15 protein-coding genes are annotated in these 18,504 nt (G+C 40.5%); all 15 read right to left on the reverse strand.

Annotated features, from left to right (window positions below):
* Window positions 1-17: 17 nt before the first annotated feature.
* On the reverse strand, window positions 18-473 hold the full coding sequence (locus E5355_RS17520) for a nucleotide-binding protein (RefSeq protein WP_136011341.1): 456 nt from the start codon (window positions 471-473) through the stop codon (window positions 18-20).
* Window positions 473-1,510, reverse strand: a complete 1,038-nt coding sequence (locus E5355_RS17525) for a hypothetical protein (RefSeq protein ID WP_136011342.1) — start codon at window positions 1,508-1,510, stop codon at window positions 473-475. Before E5355_RS17525 ends, E5355_RS17520 begins: the two co-directional genes overlap by 1 nt.
* 101 nt (window positions 1,511-1,611) lie before the next feature.
* A complete protein-coding gene (locus tag E5355_RS17530) occupies window positions 1,612-5,391 on the reverse strand; it encodes a type I restriction endonuclease subunit R (RefSeq protein WP_136011343.1) in 3,780 nt (1,259 codons plus the stop codon).
* A 6-nt stretch (window positions 5,392-5,397) separates the two neighbouring features.
* Window positions 5,398-6,438, reverse strand: coding sequence for a Fic family protein (locus tag E5355_RS17535; RefSeq protein ID WP_136011344.1), 1,041 nt, complete (start codon window positions 6,436-6,438; stop codon window positions 5,398-5,400).
* A gap of 3 nt (window positions 6,439-6,441) precedes the next feature.
* Window positions 6,442-7,764 carry a restriction endonuclease subunit S gene (locus tag E5355_RS17540; RefSeq protein ID WP_136011345.1) on the reverse strand — a complete coding sequence of 441 codons (1,323 nt, stop codon included), beginning with the start codon at window positions 7,762-7,764 and terminating at the stop codon, window positions 6,442-6,444.
* 2 nt (window positions 7,765-7,766) lie between these two features.
* Window positions 7,767-9,539 carry a type I restriction-modification system subunit M gene (locus E5355_RS17545; RefSeq protein WP_136011346.1) on the reverse strand — a complete coding sequence of 591 codons (1,773 nt, stop codon included), beginning with the start codon at window positions 9,537-9,539 and terminating at the stop codon, window positions 7,767-7,769.
* A 12-nt stretch (window positions 9,540-9,551) separates the two neighbouring features.
* Window positions 9,552-10,817: a hypothetical protein gene (locus E5355_RS17550; RefSeq protein WP_136011347.1), complete on the reverse strand. Its 1,266-nt coding sequence runs from the start codon at window positions 10,815-10,817 to the stop codon at window positions 9,552-9,554.
* 10 nt (window positions 10,818-10,827) lie between these two features.
* A complete protein-coding gene (locus E5355_RS17555) occupies window positions 10,828-13,194 on the reverse strand; it encodes an N-6 DNA methylase (protein ID WP_168354377.1) in 2,367 nt (788 codons plus the stop codon).
* A gap of 65 nt (window positions 13,195-13,259) precedes the next feature.
* Entirely contained in the window at window positions 13,260-14,333 is a 1,074-nt protein-coding gene (locus E5355_RS17560; protein ID WP_136011349.1) for a helix-turn-helix transcriptional regulator, read from the reverse strand.
* Window positions 14,334-14,350: 17 nt separating this feature from the next.
* Window positions 14,351-14,563: a helix-turn-helix domain-containing protein gene (locus E5355_RS17565; protein WP_136011350.1), complete on the reverse strand. Its 213-nt coding sequence runs from the start codon at window positions 14,561-14,563 to the stop codon at window positions 14,351-14,353.
* Between the two features lie 104 nt (window positions 14,564-14,667).
* A complete protein-coding gene (locus tag E5355_RS17570) occupies window positions 14,668-15,060 on the reverse strand; it encodes a hypothetical protein (RefSeq protein ID WP_136011351.1) in 393 nt (130 codons plus the stop codon).
* 35 nt (window positions 15,061-15,095) lie between these two features.
* Window positions 15,096-16,037: a relaxase/mobilization nuclease domain-containing protein gene (locus E5355_RS17575; protein WP_136011352.1), complete on the reverse strand. Its 942-nt coding sequence runs from the start codon at window positions 16,035-16,037 to the stop codon at window positions 15,096-15,098.
* Complete coding sequence (locus tag E5355_RS17580) at window positions 16,027-16,335, reverse strand: MobC family plasmid mobilization relaxosome protein (protein WP_136011353.1); 309 nt, start codon at window positions 16,333-16,335, stop codon at window positions 16,027-16,029. Before E5355_RS17580 ends, E5355_RS17575 begins: the two co-directional genes overlap by 11 nt.
* 138 nt (window positions 16,336-16,473) lie before the next feature.
* Window positions 16,474-17,553, reverse strand: a complete 1,080-nt coding sequence (locus E5355_RS17585) for a DUF6371 domain-containing protein (RefSeq protein ID WP_136011354.1) — start codon at window positions 17,551-17,553, stop codon at window positions 16,474-16,476.
* A 79-nt stretch (window positions 17,554-17,632) separates the two neighbouring features.
* Window positions 17,633-18,504: DUF3987 domain-containing protein (locus tag E5355_RS17590; RefSeq protein ID WP_136011355.1), on the reverse strand; the 872-nt coding region annotated here is incomplete at its 5' end.

Consider the following 18,504-nt stretch of genomic DNA (forward strand, 5'->3'; position numbering starts at 1 on the left):
ACTATATTTCAATAATTTCAAAGAACTTTTTCAGATTTTAATGGGACAGTAGTGAGTTGTGTTTCAAAGTCCTGATTAGGTATTTTGATCCTATCTTGGTTATAAGTTGTCGTGTAAGATAGTAATGTAACACCTAATATATCAGATGGTATTTTAACCGTATCTTCTTTAATGATATAGGCTCTGTCAATTCCAACTCTTCCCAAAAAGAGTCCGTATTCAAAAAGCACATTATCTCTTGCTGTATTATATTCTTGATTTCGGATTCTACTAATATCGTCAGCAGCAAATACCATAAAACCAAAATCAAACAAACTTGCAGACTTAAGTAAGGTTTCCAAAAAGCCTTCATTAAATTGAAATATGCCGTCATTCCAAATATAACAATCATAGTCTGGCTCAAAGAATGTTTTAATTCTTTGAGCAACAGCTAATCCCTCTGTAGAAGATCCTATAAAAATTCTTGGTTTCATTATTTTATATCGTTGTAAATTTTCCAAACTTCATTTTCTAGTCGCTTTAAATTTTCAAGTTTAGACGGATTATATCTAAATATGTATTCTGTTCCGTCAACGGATTTTAAGTTGTTTGCTTCTGCTTCATTTTGGCTTAAGTTGTAAAGCTTATTCCATAATATACGAACTAAATCCAGGTAATAGGAATTACGATATGATTCGGGGTTAATGTCGTAGCAGATTGCGTTTATATCAAAACTTGTGAGGTCTATATTTACAGGCGCATCCGTTTTTATATTCTTTAGAAATCGAATCATCTTTTTGAGTCGCCCTTCGGTGTATGAACTTCTAGTGTTGATTCTATCGATGCTGAGGAATGGATAGTCAGGACCTAGACGGTCGTTTTTTTGTTTGTCATAAATATAGATACCTTTGTATATTTCTCCTTTCCCACTAATATAATCAAGAGAATCATGCCATGAAGCAACAACAACGTCAACATCACGATGTAGGTTTTGGTTCGTGATACGTATAGATTTTGGTTTCGTAATATCGCATATTACATAATGAGATTGCAAAATTCTTTCATCTTCCAAACGAAGTTGTCTTAAATCATTATTCGCATCTCCAATATATCTAGTAAAGTTGTTGACCCAATTCTTTATTCGCGTTGTTTCTATATCATACGAATAGGGGTGATTTTCAATAAATGCTTTAGCTTTGCTGTAATCTGTGTCTTGAAACTTACTTGTAATTGTAAGCAGGTCAATATCACTCACACCACGAATATGAGTTCTAGTCATTACAGAACCCTGATATCGAAAATCGACACTTTGCTGTAGTTCTCTTTGTAAATGCGATTTTGCATTTTCACCTGCTTCTAAAGTCTTATTCGTATATATAGGGTCAACTTCATTCATTGCAAGTTTTACGTATTTTGCAATATCCTTGTCTATGCCAGAAAGAGAAGAAATGGAATTCTGGCGGACTTCTCTAAGAGAATCCGGATTGTATCTACTTTCGATACGATTAATAAGAGTTGTATAATCAGCCATTATTACACTTTTATTGGTTAAACTTCATTTATCGCTGCAAAGTTAATATGTACCTATGCAGTCTTTTTGCATAGCAAATGTGAAGTTGGAAAAATTCTACTCTAATTGCTTCCTTTTGAAGAATATTCCAAAGTACCCTCTGCAACCATTTGACTCATAGCCGCCTTCTCCATGATGACATACTTTTTAGGTAGCTTGTTAATATTCTTTATGACAAACTTATCTTCCACCATTTCAAGCTCTGTTATATTTTTAAATGTAATATACATAAGCATGGTCGTTACAACATGAATCCCTAACTGAACCTCTTTTGCACCGAGACTCTTCGCCTGATGGTTCTCTTCATTGCGTAGGTTTACAAGAAGATCTACATATTGCGCAAACTTCTGGTCGATTGATTTGTCGCTATATTGCAGTCTGTTTAGTCGCATGCAATATAAAGCGTTGCTTAGAGCCGCATGCTCCGTGTCGCCATTCTTGTCTGTTACTTCTTTACCTGTAATGAGGAAATAGAGTTTCTTCAGATAGGATTCATAACCGGTTACAAGGGCTTTGAGATAAATACGTTTTTCTGGCAAAGTAAGCGTTTGAGGGGTACAGTAAAGCTTGAACAACGCATTTAGAACGGTATCTGTCAAACCATTGTATTTATCAATACTTTCTGTTTTTATAACCTTTATCATCCATTCAAATGCTTCTTCCAGTGACCTGCCAATGCCAGCTATTCCAATAAATTCCTCACGGATTGTCGGAATCATCTTGTTTTGCAGGTTCTCAATCGTATAGGCCTTTTCCTCTTGCTCGCGATAGCGTTCATAGATGGCGTGTCCCATTTGTTGCATCAAGGTTTGATAGAATTCCTGGTTTTCAAACAACTTGCGATAGGCATCTGTTTGGGTGGTATAACACTGTTGGGCAGCTTTGCCGAAGATGTCCGGGAAAATACTTTCCACAAACTGATTCTCATCGTTGCCCACCGCTTGCTTTTGCATCTTCTTGGTGGCAGATTTCTGTATATGGTCAAAGATACCTTCTACCATGACACGGTCGGCCTCCGAGAATTCGCCACGGAACATCAGGTTTACTTTGACAATGATATTGTCCAATAAGTCACGAGTATATTCCGGCTTGCGGGCTGCTCCCGGATTCTCGCCCTTTATTTCAGGCTTGTCACCACCGAGTATGATATGGGTGCTGTCGTTTGCTTTGATGGTATTGTTGACAAGGCGCACCTTTTTCTCCAAGTCCACCCTTTCCCGTGGGTTCTTGGGCAACACGCGATAGAGATAGTCGGCAAAGATGTAGGATTTCATCAGCGAACGGTCGAAGGTTCGGGCAATCTGCGCCATGTATGCGTAGAAACGGATGAAATTCTTGATTTTTCCACGAACGGCAAAGCGTGTATCCTCATCCAGTTCTTCAATCCTGGCAACAACCGGCTTCAGCACATTGGACAATGCGCCCAGTTTAGACTTGCCTTTGTCCTTTTGGCCTTGCGCAACAGTAAAAAGGTCGTAGAATTTCTCTTCATCCTCGGTTGTCCAAAGGTGATAAAGTTCGATATCCGTGTGGAACTGATATACATAGTTCACGTCCGCCGGATTGATTAGCTCTGTTCCTTTATAGAAAGGTTCAAAGGCAGTCTGAATCTCTTCTGAAGTATTCGCAAAGTCAAATACATAGGTATCCTCTTTCAACGGATGGGAACGGTTCAGGCGCGATAGCGTCTGAACCGCCTTCACGTTTTTCAGTTTCTTGTCCACAAACATGGTGTGGAGCATCGGCTCGTCAAATCCTGTCTGATACTTGTCCGCCACAATCAACATGTTGTAGAAGTCGCTGGCAAAGTAGAGGGGAAGCTTGTCTTCCGAAATGGTCTTTTCGTCTCTTGTATTGAGTTTGGGCTCCGTATATTCCACACCGTTATATTCCACTTTGCCGGAGAATGCCACCATGGGATGAATATCCGTAATCTTATGTTGTTTGCAGTATTCCTTGACAGCAAAGAAATAACGGACGGCATGGGCGCGACTGGATGTCACTACCATAGCCTTGGCTTTACCTGCCATGCTTTGAAGGGTCACTTCGCGGAATTTCTCTACTATGATAGCTGTCTTTTTGTTGATTGTATCCTTGTGATTGTCATGGAAAGCCTTCAACGCTATCGTGGCAGGTGTTTCCTCATAGTCGGGATTATCCTCCGACTTACGTGCTATTTCGTATGAAATCTGATACGTTGTATAGTTCTTCAGCACGTCTTTGATAAAGCCTTCTTCAATGGCCTGCAACATTGAGTAGTTGTGATAAGCCTTGTACTTGTCCTTGTCTGGGGTCTCACCTTTTTCAGCCAGGACGCCGAAAGTCTGGAGCGTTTTGGGCTTAGGGGTAGCTGTGAATGCATAGAACGAAAGATTGTTGTGCTGTCCCTGACTTAACAGGTCGAGCATCAGTCGGTCTTGTTCCTTCTCCAGTTCTTCCACGCTCTTGTCTTCCCATTCGGCAAGTTCTTTCAAGGCCTCGTCGGTATCGGCAAGGGCGGCTTTCAGCTTTTCCGCACTCTTACCGCTTTGGCTTGAATGGGCTTCATCCACTACGACGGCATAGCGTTTTCCGCTGTGTGAAGTGATTTGCTCATAGATTTGAGGGAAACGCTGCAAGGTGGTGATGACGATGCCGGTTTGCTCTGCATTGATAGCGTCACGCAATTTTTCACTGGCATTTGCGTCCTTCTCTGTGATAGTAGTCACTGTTCCATTCACATGCTCGAAGCCAAGAATTGTGTCTTGGAGTTGTCTGTTCAACGCACGACGGTCTGTTACCACAAACACGCCTTTGAAAATATGTCTGTTGTCCTTGTCGTGCAACGAAGAGAGACGGTAGGTCAGCCAGGCTATAGAGTTTGATTTGCTGGAACCGGCAGAGTGCTGAATCAGGTAATTGTTGCCTGAACCTTTGTTTTCCGTATCGTGGATAAGTTTCTCCACCACGTCCAGTTGGTGGTAGCGAGGGAAGATGATTTTCACACTCTTGTCCGAAACTTCTTTTTCCTTGCCATGCTTGTCTTTGATGATGGAAATTTTCTCTTCCTCCTGCCGCATGATGTAGCGTTGCAGGATGGCAAGCAGCATGTCTCTGCGCAGCACATCCTTCCACAAATAGCTGGTCACGTAGTCGTCTCCCTCTTGTGGCGGATTGCCTGCGCCGCCCACTTCGCCTGCACCATTGCTGCCTTGGTTGAAAGGCATGAAGAATGTTTTCTCACCCTTCAGTTCGGTGGCCATGGCCGCCTCATACAGGTCGCAACCGAAGTAGGCAAGGATGCGGTTGTCGAAATGGAATAGCGGTTCCTTGGGATTGCGGTTCGTCTTCCATTGCTCGATGGAGTCGCTTAGGTCCTGGTTGGTGAACTGATTTTTCAGTTCTATGGCAACGATAGGGATACCATTGAGCGAGAGCACCATGTCGATGGAGTTCTTCAGGTCCTTGCTATAGATAAACTGGCGTGTACACTCCAGGATGTTCTTATTGTATTTCTCAACGAGTTCAGGGTTGAGCATAGAGGTAGGAGCGAAGAAGCAAAGTTTCAACGGAATGCCAAAATCGTTGATTCCGTTGCGCAGGGTGTGTATCAACCCATATTTTAGGATTCTCCCTTGTATTGTTTTATACAGTTGCGCTTTGGCTCCATTGCCATACTTACGTTCAAACTTTTCCCATTCCTTGGGTTGGGAGTTCTTGATAAAGCGAATCAAGGTGTCGAGGTCAATGGCTTTTTCCTTGTCGTAGGTTTCCTGTGTGCCTTTGGTATAGCCACCTTCTGTGAGCAGGTATTGTTCGATATCTGCCTCAAAGTTCTTTTCGTATAAACCTGTATGTGTCATGGTGTGTTAGTCTTTTTTAGAGTAAGTTCTGTTTTTATTGCCTCCGTGAGCTTCCAAATATCCAAATTCAGTCAATTGACGTAGATAACGCTTGGCAGTTGTCTCGGTGAAGCCGAAAGCACTGACAACCGTTTCGGTCTTTATTTCGTCTTTATCGGCCATAAACAATAAAATATCGACCATTTTCTCGGCAAGGGAAGGCTTTATCGACCATTTATCGACCATTTCCTTCGTTAGGTCTGTTTTATCGACCACTTCTACCGACTTAACATAGTGTTCGATGTCCTGTTTCAAATGAGAACAATGCAACTCGGTCATGCAATTGAAGAATATTTCCATGTCCTCTTTTTCTCTTGTGTTTATCAAGGCTTGTATGTATTCGCCTTTTTCTTCTTTGAATATTTTCGTAGGCAATACATTATATTCCATTTGCAAGAGGTTCATCAGCAGGCGACAGGTTCTGCCGTTGCCGTCCGCCCAAGGATGTATGGTCACAAGTTCGTAGTGTGCCCAGAAACTCAGTTCGTATATAGCTATTATATCCGTCGGATTAAGTGCCTTGCGGCGTGCGTTGAGTTCGTTGCAAAATGCTTCCAGCTTTTGAGGCACCTTCATCCAGTTCATATACGATTTCCCTCTGGCACCTGCCGTTACATTCAGTTTGCGCAGTTCCCCCTTGGAGGCATCAAAACTACCACCTAAAGAGTTGTATTCTGCCCCGGTTCTTGCCATCACTTTGGCAGCAAGCGCGATGAGTGAATCAATCGTGATATCTTTGTGATGTGCAATCCATTCCCTGCCATATTCGTATGCGTTTTTCAGGTCAAGGTTCATCAGTTGTTCCATCATTGGTTTGCCCTTGGCAGTAATTCCCTCATCAAACAGGAGTTGGGCTTCTATTTCTGTTACGGTACTACCTTCAATAGCTGTGGAATGGGTAATAATGGAATACAGATAGAATTTTTCGTAATCTATCTGTTTCGATATTTCCAATGCTTTGTGCTGTTGTAGCAGTTGCAGCAGTATGTTCTTATTATTCGATGTCATAACCTATACTCGTTTTTTGCCGGTGACATATTCGTAGATAATGCTCTTCTTGTAGTCCTTCAACTCCGCAATCTTTTGTTGCTTGAGGGAGATGAGGGAGTCGATTTGCTGGGTTTTGGTGTCAAGGTAGGAGGCAATGGCTTGTTGCTCTGAAAGAGGAGGAAACTGTAAAAGTGTTTTATTTATAGATTCAATACTCAAATTGCCTTGATTTGCCGTACCTGTTTCATAAAGAAAAATAGAGTCAAGAATGTGTTTGTCTTTTAAGAGATAATTATAATATCTCACATCAATGAGATTATTAAAAGGATAAAAACATCCAACTCTTTGATTTAGATATAACTCTTTTTCTTTAAAATGTTCATCTTTCAATAGTAGCGTATAGAAATAATCCCTTTTACCTTTTGTTCCAGTCATTGTAAACAAAATGCAATCTTTTTGCAGTTTGTATTTTTCGGCTTGATGAGCAACCTCTTTGTCGATATAAACAGGCGATGCATCTAATTTTAGAAAGTCATTTTTAACATTGCCTATTCTAACAACTTGATGTGGAGTAGTGTCTTTGGCATACTTATCGCTGTTAAACGCAAAACCACCAATAAACCAGAATATTCGGTTGATTTTCACGATTTTCCATCCCTCCGGTATCTCTCCAATCCACTCAACGCCGCTATCCTTCATTTTCGCATTAGGGTCAAGACCTTTGGTTACAGCCTCTGTAATTACAGACTGCTTATAAGCCTGCAATTCACTTATCATCTCCTCCTGCAAGGAAATCAAAGAATCTATCTCGCTGCATTTCTGGTCGAGGAAGGTGGCGATGGATTGCTGCTCATTATCAGAAGGAACGAGGACTGGTTCTGAACGAAAAATACCATAACTTAATGTCGCCCGTAAACCACGTCCCATTGCATGAAGAGCTTTATTGTTATCATACGCTTTGAGAAGATACTTTGCATAATCAGACTTCATGCCTTCTGTTGGTTTAAGGGCAAGGTAGGTTGAAGTAATAACTCCTTTTTCATGAACTTGGGCAACTCTTTGTGAAATAAGATCGAACGAAAGATTTAGTCCATTTATCATGATTGTACCAGGTTCAACAATATTATAAGCCTCAATAGTTTCAGGGTTATATTTACTATCTCCATCTTTCTTGGAAATAATATTTCCCATTTTAAATTGAAGTGTATTGGTTTCCTCTTGATTAGTATTTGGATTTTTGATTTCATCGAAATATCGTCCCACAAGACCGACCTTCCACCCACTTGGAATCTCCCCAATCCAAGCAACGCCACTATCCTTATATGTATCGTAAGTCTTTGCCATAACTATCTCAAAATTTTAGTCATCAATTCAGCCTCCAGTTGTTCCAACTCCTTCAAATGTGCAAAAATCTCTTCGCTTTTGCGCGGAGCCACATACTTGTAGAACTCACGCGTGAAGGGAATCTCATAGCCAATCTTGGTTTTCTTCTCGTCAATCCAAGCATCGGGAGCGTAGGGGAGGACATTCTTCTGCATATAGGTTTCGATATCCTCTGTCCAGGGAACAATCTCGGTGTCACGTTTCTTGGCATCCGGCTGCACTTTTCCTTTTTTGAGAATAGGCTCGCCTGTTTCCTCATCTACCAAAGGACGTTCCACAGTCAATTTGGAGTACTTGAAATAGTCATTATCCAGTACCTTGCTTTCTACTTTCAGCGTCTCGTCCTCACTCTGATAACTCCAATCCGTAAAGTCACGATAAGCCTCCATGATGAGTTCACGACAGCGGTCGCTTATCTCCACACGTTTGTTGCCAAGACTTTTGCGACGCTTGTCGAAACATTGGCTTGCATCAATGAGCTGTACTTTCCCTTCGCGTTCCTCGCTCTTGTTTTTGGTGATAATCCAAATGTAAGTAGCTATACCGGTGTTGTAGAACAGGTCGTTGGGCAGTTGCACAATGGCTTCCAGCCAGTCGTTCTCCAAAAGATAGCCACGAATCTCGCTCTCGCCACTGCCTGCATCTCCCTTGAAAAGGCTACTGCCATTCTGGATGATAGCCATACGGCCCTCCTCGTCTTTCAGCTTAGCAATACCGTTCAGCAGGAACAGCATCTGTCCATCGCCAATGGCAGGCAGTCCGGGAGCAAAGCGACCTGCTTCGCCAAGGTTGTGTTCTTCTTCCACAGCTTTCTTTGAGGTCTTCCACTCAATACCGAAAGGGGGATTGGAGATGATGTAGTCGAACTTGTAACCGGAGAATTTGTCATCGCCCAAGGTGTCTCCCTGACGCATGTTGTCGGCATTGCCGCCTTTGATGAGCGTGTCGGCTTTGGCTATGGCAAAAGTTTGGTTGTTCAACTCCTGTCCATAGCTTGTAATCTCCGCTTCCGGGTCTATCTTCAGAAAACGTTCGGTCAAGCAGCCAAGCATCTGACTGGTACCCATGGCCATGTCATAAATAGAGGCGGTGATGCCTTCGCGTTCCAGTTTTTCTTCATCGTTGCCTACAAGCAGTTCGGCCATGAGGTAGATAATGTCGCGTGCGGTAAAGTGTGCTCCTGCCTGCTCGTCGTAGCTTTCCGAGAACTTGCGGACCAGTTCCTCGAAGACATAACCCATATCCACACTGGTCACTTGGTCAGCACCCAAATATGCCTTGGGAGTGCAGAACTCCTTCACAACGAGATACAACACATTATTGTCAGCCATCTTCTGGAGTTCACGGTCGAAGTCCATGCGATGAATGATGTCAATCACATTTTCCGAAAAATGGTTGAGATACGACTCGAAGTTCTCCTTGATGTTCTCCGGGTCGTTCAGCAGGCTTTGGAACGTGAAAGGGGAAAGATTGTAGAACTGTTGACCGGCGGCTGTTTCCAAGAATCCTTTTTTCACAACAATCCCATCTTTGTCGAGTTTGACATTCATGTCGAGCACAGCCTGTTTGGTAGGAGCCAGTGTGTCCTCAAAACGTTTGATGACACACATAGGAAGAATGACGTTTCCATATTCATGAGGTTTATAAACACCTACTAACTTATCTGCTATAGCCCAGATAAGGTTCGCTTTCTCTTGAACATTAATCGTCGTTTGTTGTTGTATATTATTGCTCATATATCTTACTTTTTAATTTTCTATGTTAATTTTGGCATAATATGGAAAGTCTGCAACGTCTTTCCCCTTGTTAGCATTGATTTCAGTTATTATCGCATACTTTCCTTCATACTTCGCAAAACATGGAGCCAAGCGGCAATTCAGTATGTATGGTCCGTTTTCACTAACTAAAATCATTGATCTTTGTCCGACGGGAGATGTTACAGAATCATTGATAGATGGAACGGCTGTAGAGACAGCTCTTTTCATTTTTCTATTTGTTTCCTTGTCTGGATGTTTGTCAATGAATGCCCCAAAGGATTTAATTACATGGCATAATTGAAGAACATACGAAAAGTAAAGTTCTTTTTCGTTTTCTGAAATTTCCAGGTCTTTATCATCTATCGTATATGGATGCTCTTCATTTGTATGCGAGTCGGTATTGGTGAAATTGAGTATCTGCAATGTAATATTTCCAATAGATTTTGGGAATATTGTATCATTGTCAGAACCGTAACGTAATTCGCTATGCTTTGTTACTAATCCGGACATATAGCGATTCGACTCTAATAGATTAAGTTGGTTATCTCGTTCAAAGCATTCCTGTGGTAGCAAACCATAGTTATATGCAGCACGAAAAATGTATTCCATCACTTTGCGAAGTGGATTTCCATCATATTTAAACTGCCAATTATCCGCAGGATAGTAAAATGTACAGAGCATATCCATCATAATTGTACGTGCTTCTTTGCAAATAAGTTTTCCTTCACCAAGATATTTGAAAACATCTTGAAAGTTAAATGCAATAATATTCGCATTTTGAGTATTTGCAACTTTTACGATATTCTTAAACATAGTATCTACAGAGTTAATGGAATTATCTATAGCATCTTTTAGATATACCATATTGCCCCATTCTTCTTGGTGCGTAGCATGTTCTCTCTCTGCAATTTGGATTACATCATCAAATTTGCTCATTGTACCGGCAGAAAGTATGTACCATGGCTTTGCTTGTCTCTTCTCACCAAACATACGGGCTAACGATGATACAACAGATGGGATAAATAGCTCATCTGTCTTATTGTCATTTTTACCATACTTGCAATTCGCATCAAGAATGATAGCAGAATATGATTTGAAGTCCTTTCTCAAGTCCGCTTCTGCTTCTTCCCAATTTGTAAACATGGTAATGTCTATGCCGTATTCGTCTGCGACACTTTCAAATCCGCTTGCAAAAATCTTGTCTTGGGTTCCACTCAGATCATCCACCCACAAAACTTTATATCTAAATTCACTCATAACATTCTATTTAACTAAATGATGCAATTATATTGGTGCTTTTGAAAATAAGCCTATAGGTGATGCAAAAATCATCATTAGGATTGGATATCAGTTCCGCATCACCACCAAATTCTCTCATTAGCTTACGAACTTCATATCCTCCAATACCATAATGTCCTTCACCTTCTTTGGAAGACACACCATATGTAAGCACATTCTCAGTGTTGTAACCTGTAAGCAATGGCGCACCATTGTTAGAAATAGTTACGATGTAATCTTCTCCTTCTGATAAAATATCAATTTTGACCATATTCTTTTGATTTGCGGTATCCTTAAATCCATGGCAACAGGCATTACTAATAATGTTATCAAAAATAATAGTCAATGCTTCTAAAGGGAATTGAACTAATTCCAATGCGTCACCTTTTTCAAGAATAATATCTCTTTCTTCATCATAAAGAGATTGTGAAGCACGATGTGCCAAATTATCAAAAACATATTGAAAAATAGGACTTTGATTTTTATGGATATATTTTTCAATGAAGTCAACTAATGCAATCTCACTACTTTGCATTCCATATCCACTATCCAATTTGTTTATTTTTATCTGCAATTCTTGCATAATAGCTTGCAAGTTTGCGTAAATATCAGATACTTTTGTCTTATGAACAGTCCCGACTGTCGCATTATCATCCACAATACCATTACCATCTCTACGAGCACGTTGCAACACTTTCATCCAATTATTAAGATTGAAGATGGCCTGACCAATGGCGTGCTTTTTCATATGAATGTCACGGCGAAATGTTTCAGCAGACTCCAACAGTTTACGATCTGATTCAGTCAGACTACTTCTAGTATCTTCTTTACACTGGTTTTCCTGTTGAGAAATAAGATTTGGAACTATAATTGAGATAGACAAAATATCTTGTTGGCTTATTCGCGATATAGTCACACCAGATGACATCCTCTTAGCTTGGAGTTCTGTCTCTGCAGACATAATACAGCGAAGTAAATAATCTTCTGTTATGACATTGGAATTTAGTTGAATTGCAAAGACTTCGTGCCTTAAAGCAATAGGGGCGTCTTCCGATACGCCATGTACTCTGCCAACTTTAAATTTTCCACCTATGAAGCCGATTAGAAGGCTATCAGTCGAAAGTATTCTATATTCTGTTTTATTTGAAATAGGAATATCTTTACGATTGATATCACAGTTCAGATACGAAGATGAGAGCTCCCTCATACCAATCAAAGGTATATCTGTTTTTGTAATACTCCTATCCCTCACTAGGGGAACAACAGAAATTAGGTCTGCCAACTTAAAAAGCTTTTCCTCACTAGTGGTTTTGGGCAAAACACTGGTTATAAGGTAACGTGACGGCAGAAGATTGACGTCATCGGATAGACACGCTGCATCTCCTCCCCATACATATGTCTCATCTTGTTTTAATATGGTTTCAATGATACTGTCAGCCTTCAATGTTTTTTGCTTCCATCCTGCTAAGTCTTTTGTGGCAAGGAACGCATCATTTGCTGCATCCATAAGACATATTTGTCCTTTTCCGTCTTTTTTCAGGCAAAGAAGAATTGTAGAAATAGAGGTATACGGTTGAAAAAGTGGAGGTAATGATATAACAACAGCAGAAAACATGTTGTTACTTTCCTTTAAAATGGATTTACGAAATTCCGACCATGCTCTTCCAAAGCAGAAAGACATTGGTAATATGCAATAAATCTCGCCATTGTCCCTTAGTGCATTTTGAGCAAGGTAAAGAAACGTATCTGCAATGCATCGTTCCTCACGTCCTCCCATAAGTGGCGGAAAGGAGAAGATATAATCGTACTTATTCTTAAAATAAGTGTCATTCATTTCATCGCTAACCAAGCAATTCTTACATTCAACATTCGCATTAATACCTTGCGAAGAAAGAAGGATTTTAGAGTAAGCCCAAACTTCTCTATTTATTTCAGCCGTATCAAAAACACATGAGTGTGTCTGATATAAGGCAAATGGGCATGTACCGGCAAACGGAAGATATACTCTACTGCCGGCTTTACAATCAGACATTTTAAGACATAGCTCAACCAAAGACATTGGAGTTAGAAAGTCTGAATTACCAACATGAAACCCGCCAATTTCAGCTGCAGTTCGATTATTTGAAGAACGATAAAAAACATCATCATGCTGGTGGCAATATATAGCAAGAGCAGAATATTCTGTCAGAAGAACCTGAATATCCTCGTCTGTATAATAATCACTTAAATCAATCACATATTTTTCCAAAACAGATAATAATGCTACATCCGCACTCGCGGTATACTTATATACTGAAATTAGCAACTTTTTCAAAATGTTGCTGTCGAAAGGATTTTTAGCTATCGAACTATTCATATAGTTATTTACGAGAGCCTGCGCCTTATCAGAAAGAGTAACGAACTGTGTCATGTCTAACAAAATTAAAGTTTAACGTCCATTGTTTGATTACGACTGCAAAGTTCACCATCTTCTATGCAAGGTTTCTGCACAGAAAAATATTTTTTCATGCAATCAGCAATTTTGTTGCTAAATTCGTCTCTGAACCAAGTAGGGGACAGCACCTCAACATCTGGCCCGAAGGAAAAGATTTGTTGTTCCAACTCCAATGTGTGATACAGATTGAGTGATATTATACAATCCTTTTCACTAATCGTTTTTTGCGACTTGTGGATAGGTTTGGATGTTACATATTTGAAACGATGTGGAGAGAACTTCAATTGTATCTCCTCCAATTGAGCTTCATACGGCACAGTTACACCAACAACATTATCAAAATATGAATTGAAATCTATATTTTCATTTTTACGGAACGCATGCTCATTTGTATTCAATTTTTGAATTCTATCTAATGCAAGATTCTTAATTCGTTCTTCTTTCTCATCAAGACCAAATAGATACCATCTTCCATTATATTGTTTTACAAAATAGGGATGAAGTATATGCTTATGATAATTTCCTTTGGCTGATACATATTCAATTTCAAGAGGTTGATGATTGATTGTTGCATCAATAATCATAGCAAGATATTCTAGCCCCTTTAGTCGTTCGTTCTGTTCGAAAGAAACAAGATTTTCAGCGTTGCCCTTGACACCAAATCTAATTTCAAGATTAGAAATCACCTCTTCCAACCATCCGTTAGAAGGTACCCCTCTATATTTCCCTAACATTTCTATGGTAGAACGGAGATTTTGCACCTCTGCAACAGAAAGTTCATTTTTGTAGATGGAGAAATTAGGTTCAGAATAACGATAGTAACATTTCTTGCCATCAAACGGAATAGCTTCGAGATATATGCCATCTGGGAGCATCTTGCGAATAGAATTTAAATCTACTCGCAGTTGCCGCTCCATAATCATAGACTTACTTCCATTCGCATCATAAAGCTTATCGTTGACCTTTTCCAATAGATCTTCAATAGTATATTTATGATGGAAGTCGCTAAAGCATCTGTCTAAAACAAGAAATCGATATTCTGCATTTTTGTTCTTGGGCATAATATCTATTTTTATTATTAATTTAATTTTTCTGACGAGAGAATAAGTTCTTTCGCATCAACATTCAAAATCTCAGCTATCTCAAATAGTACCTCTAAACTAGGTTGCCGTCTGTTGCATACATATGCATTAACGATGCAGAAACTTTTGCCAAGTTTCTCTGCTAACCAAGTCTGCTTGATTCCTCTTTCTTCAAGCACCTCTTTTATTCGATTCATGGGTTTATCCATCGTTTTATTTTTATATCATCAGTTTGAATACAAAGATATAAAATATTGTGCTATATAAAGAGGAAAGGAGAGGAAAATCCCCTCCTTTTCTTTAAAACCATGTATCAGACATTCAAATCTTTTAGTGCTAGTGCATAATTGGGACAAAAACCGTCCATTATACACTTCAAACCAAGTGTCTGATAGTACTCGTGGTCATCATCTTCGGTACAGAGGTATTTGTAACCGTAGCGTGGCATGTACTCCTTGAAGAAGCGAGCCAAATCTTTCAGGCTTTCTTCTTGGTTCTTCTTGAAGTTACTGCGCACAATGATGATAGACCAGTCGGGGAAATTGCCTCTTCCACAACTATACTCCCAGAAGCGGATGTAGCAGTCCAGATCACGTTCACTGATGTTCACACAAAAGCCATTGGCATTTTGCATCACGCTACAACTGTTTCTGTAGCCGAACTTCTCACACAAGTAGAGATTGAAATCAAGAATCAAATCTACCATAAATAATTGAATTTAAAGTGTTAATAAAAAGTGGATTATAAATGAAAGCCTCGCTTGCGCTTAGCCTTTTTCTTTTTCATCAGCCGATTGAACTCGGCTTCTTCTGCGGCAGTGGCATCGTAGGATGAGTTGCCGTTTAGTAAACCGAGATTGAAACCAAAGCTATCATCGGAATGAAAGACGTTTTGCTGCACCTCTTCTTTCTGCTGTTTGGGTTCCTGTTTGGCTGACTCCAACAAGGATGCACAAGCATTCTCTTCCAGTCGGTTGTCGATATTCAGGTAGCTGAACTCTCGATCTATTTTTGAGCCAGAGAAAGAGAAACCGTTATGCTTAAATTTGACACCCTGTATTTCTCGTGTGGTCCGGCTGACCTTGAATTTCATATCAATGTCTCGGTCAGCAAGCGCATCTTTCAAATCATCCCAGCTATGAGCTTTTGGCAGTTCTTCTTTCAATGCCTTGTATATCTCATGCTTTGCCTTATCATAGGGGCGTAAACGTTCCTCTTTGATATGGTCTTTACCATTGGCAAAGTGCAAGCGATATTTGGCGGTGAGCATTTTGCAAACTTTCTCATTCCTGCGGAAGTCGTTCTTGTCGCTAATCGTCTTGCCGTCATTGTCCACTCGGTTGAAAACGATATGGCAATGCGGATGCTCACGGTCGATATGTCGGGCAATGATGTATTGCGTGTTTTCAATACCCATCAGTTTCATATAGTCGTGTGCTATGCTCAGCATTAAGGCATCATCAGACTTTAGCCTTGCACTATCTTCTGGTGGAAAGTTAAGCGAGGTGTGTCCGACAATATTCTTTACCTTGTCGTTGAGTAACGATTGTAACTCAAATTGCTCTGCCATCTGTTCGGGTGTTCCTTCTACTCCGACCGCTTCCAATAGCTTGGATTTTTCCTCTTTAAGGACATAGCGGACACAACCACCAAACGATGTTCCTTTAGTCTGTTTACCTATCATCTTTCAGTCGTTTTATAAGTTGATTAATGTGTTGAGCCATTTCCTCACATCTGTCTGCAACGGCAAAGAAACCGTAGGTGTTTGCCTGTCTTGCCAACTGGTTAAGGTTAGTACTTTCACCAATCAGTTGCCGGATGATGTGAATATGCTCTTGCGTGATTCTTTCACGTACCGAACCGTTCTCGATGAGCGAACGGATGACTTCACTTTGAGTCTGCTTGCTCCGTCTGCAAAGCGCACCAAGCCATGCGTGTTGCTGATATGACAGACGGATTGTTATTGTATATTTCTTTTCCATTTGAATTTGTTTTAGTGAATAATTTGTGACCATCGGGAGCTGCCTCCTCAGACTTTTTGAGGAGCAAGTGGTCGGGAAATGTAATACACCGACATTAACTTGCTACAGTAAAAAAAGTCTCAATTTCTCTCTCTGAGTTCAAAGTCTAAATCCTCGTTTCTTAGGTGGTGAAACCTTCGGTTGTGGAGTGCCTTGTTGTATGCTAATGAGTTTCAAATCGAATGTTTTTATCAGTATTTTCAAGGCAGGATTCATCCTTATCATCTGTTGGAGGATAGCTTCATCAGGCTTCACTTTGAGCAGATAATCGGCTATGTCGTACCCCTCTTTTCGCTCGTTTTCGGTGGCGTTGGCTTCCAGATAATCGAACATCTGCACCTTAATTCCGTAGCTTTTCATCAGACCGATTTTGCTCTGCCAATAGTCTGTCGCTCCTAAATCGGGAAATAATACAACGCTTCTTCCAGCCAGAACGGATAGGCTGTTGGCATTGAAGCAACCGTTCTTTCCACCGGATGCTATCCATAGGAATTGCGGTAGATAGTAGGAAGCAATAAGTGTCGTTTTCTCACTTTCGACCAGTGCAACAGGACGGCTTTTGTCTTCAGGAAGCAAATGCTCACCGAAGAAGCATTGCTTCAAATTGTAATCGCCCTTGTGCAGTACGGAGTGTACCCACGTGACATGATTGTATGGCTCTTTTATCCGCTTACCTGTTTCGGAATTGTAAAGCATTATCTTACCTGTACGGATTTTATTCTGATTGTCCGTTTGCCAGAATACGGTTGCACCGTCCCAATATTTAGAAGTACCAACCTTGTATCTCTTCATGAGCTTTAATGTTTCTGTTTCTCCGAACTGAGCCGATAGAAATTGAAACAACTTATTCGCTGGATAGCTACGCAATGATTGGTTGACTATATCCAAATCAATGTAGGAAGTAGCTATTGGTTGCACTTCCTTAATAGGGGTATAGCTTCTGAAACTATCCTCCGTAAACTTTTCTTTCTCTGACGGATTCTGCTCAAAATAATCACGAGGTGTGAAGTGATAACCGCATTTTTGTTCATGGTCACAACGTCCCACGTACTCGGGGAACTTGATTTGCTTCTCTGTATCAATGTACTTGGAAAAGCATCTTTGGCGGTGGCAGTCTGGGCAAGTGTGCCGAGTGCTGACACCTTTGTAGGGTTCTAATATGAATCTATGTGTACTCATTGTATGTCTTTTTGGGGGGTGTGTCACTTTTGTCGTTATTGTCGTTTTCGTTTGGAAAGTGTCAAAACCGACAAAAATGTCACGGGTTAATCTTTGAATATTCTCCATGTTTTTCTTTACGGAACAATGTTCCGATGTTGTCATTGAGGAAGCGTTGAAATGTCCGTTCCTTCATTCCATTCTGCTCGGCTATCTGTATAGCTTGGGCAGTTGTAAAGGCTGGAGGAAGTAGATTGACTATCGCCTGTTGTTGGCTGTTGAACGCATTCTCATTGAGGATATTTTGAACGCTCAATGCGGATTCCTTAAAATACTCCGTCAGTTTGATGGCTCGTTCCACCGTCAACAAGTCGATATAGGTTTTATCACACTCTCCACAAGTCCATCGGGCTAATTGGATAATCAGACAGAAACGGATGATGTATATTTCCAATTTGCAATAGATACTCACAATAGTGTCGTTTGTCTCTCGGTCGCACAACTCAGAGAAATGATGCTGCCATTCATAAAGTCTTTTCTTGGCATCCTCTGAAAAGAAAAGAATTTGCGGTTCAATCTCTCCATGCTCATTTAGGCTGCACTCCGATTGTATCAGCTTATCAATGATGTCATTCCATTCTTGCTCTATATCTTTCGGCAGTTCTTTGTCATTCCATCGTGCTTTCTGTTGCAGATTGGGCATCACAAACAGGATGCGGTCGATAAACCCGTTGCTGGAGCGTTCACCTTTAGCCAACTCGTTCAGGATTTTCTTTTGGATAGTACCAATGACCGATATGTACGGACGCTTGATGAAGATGGAACTCTTGGCATTCTTGCGGTCGGATATAGTGGTCTTGGCACTGAATACCGACAACCAAAATTGTTCTTCCGAACCATTGTTGTAACGGTTGAAATTCTTGAACCAAGCGGACAATTCATCAGCCCACAAGCATAAACCACGTTTGTTCT

Origin of the sequence: Bacteroides muris (ex Afrizal et al. 2022), assembly GCF_004793475.1 — a bacterium.
Lineage (GTDB): Bacteria > Bacteroidota > Bacteroidia > Bacteroidales > Bacteroidaceae > Bacteroides > Bacteroides muris.

Bases quoted from the DNA above. Each gene is read 5' to 3' on its own strand.
- E5355_RS17530 (WP_136011343.1), bottom strand. From the start codon at position 5,391: ATGACACATACAGGTTTATACGAAAAGAACTTTGAGGCAGATATCGAA.
- E5355_RS17555 (WP_168354377.1), bottom strand. From the start codon at position 13,194: ATGAATAGTTCGATAGCTAAAAATCCTTTCGACAGCAACATTTTGAAA.
- E5355_RS17545 (WP_136011346.1), bottom strand. From the start codon at position 9,539: ATGAGCAATAATATACAACAACAAACGACGATTAATGTTCAAGAGAAA.
- E5355_RS17580 (WP_136011353.1), bottom strand. From the start codon at position 16,335: ATGGAAAAGAAATATACAATAACAATCCGTCTGTCATATCAGCAACAC.
- E5355_RS17575 (WP_136011352.1), bottom strand. From the start codon at position 16,037: ATGATAGGTAAACAGACTAAAGGAACATCGTTTGGTGGTTGTGTCCGC.
- E5355_RS17535 (WP_136011344.1), bottom strand. From the start codon at position 6,438: ATGACATCGAATAATAAGAACATACTGCTGCAACTGCTACAACAGCAC.
- E5355_RS17520 (WP_136011341.1), bottom strand. From the start codon at position 473: ATGAAACCAAGAATTTTTATAGGATCTTCTACAGAGGGATTAGCTGTT.
- E5355_RS17585 (WP_136011354.1), bottom strand. From the start codon at position 17,553: ATGAGTACACATAGATTCATATTAGAACCCTACAAAGGTGTCAGCACT.
- E5355_RS17565 (WP_136011350.1), bottom strand. From the start codon at position 14,563: ATGGATAAACCCATGAATCGAATAAAAGAGGTGCTTGAAGAAAGAGGA.
- E5355_RS17525 (WP_136011342.1), bottom strand. From the start codon at position 1,510: ATGGCTGATTATACAACTCTTATTAATCGTATCGAAAGTAGATACAAT.
- E5355_RS17560 (WP_136011349.1), bottom strand. From the start codon at position 14,333: ATGCCCAAGAACAAAAATGCAGAATATCGATTTCTTGTTTTAGACAGA.
- E5355_RS17540 (WP_136011345.1), bottom strand. From the start codon at position 7,764: ATGGCAAAGACTTACGATACATATAAGGATAGTGGCGTTGCTTGGATT.
- E5355_RS17570 (WP_136011351.1), bottom strand. From the start codon at position 15,060: ATGGTAGATTTGATTCTTGATTTCAATCTCTACTTGTGTGAGAAGTTC.
- E5355_RS17550 (WP_136011347.1), bottom strand. From the start codon at position 10,817: ATGAGTGAATTTAGATATAAAGTTTTGTGGGTGGATGATCTGAGTGGA.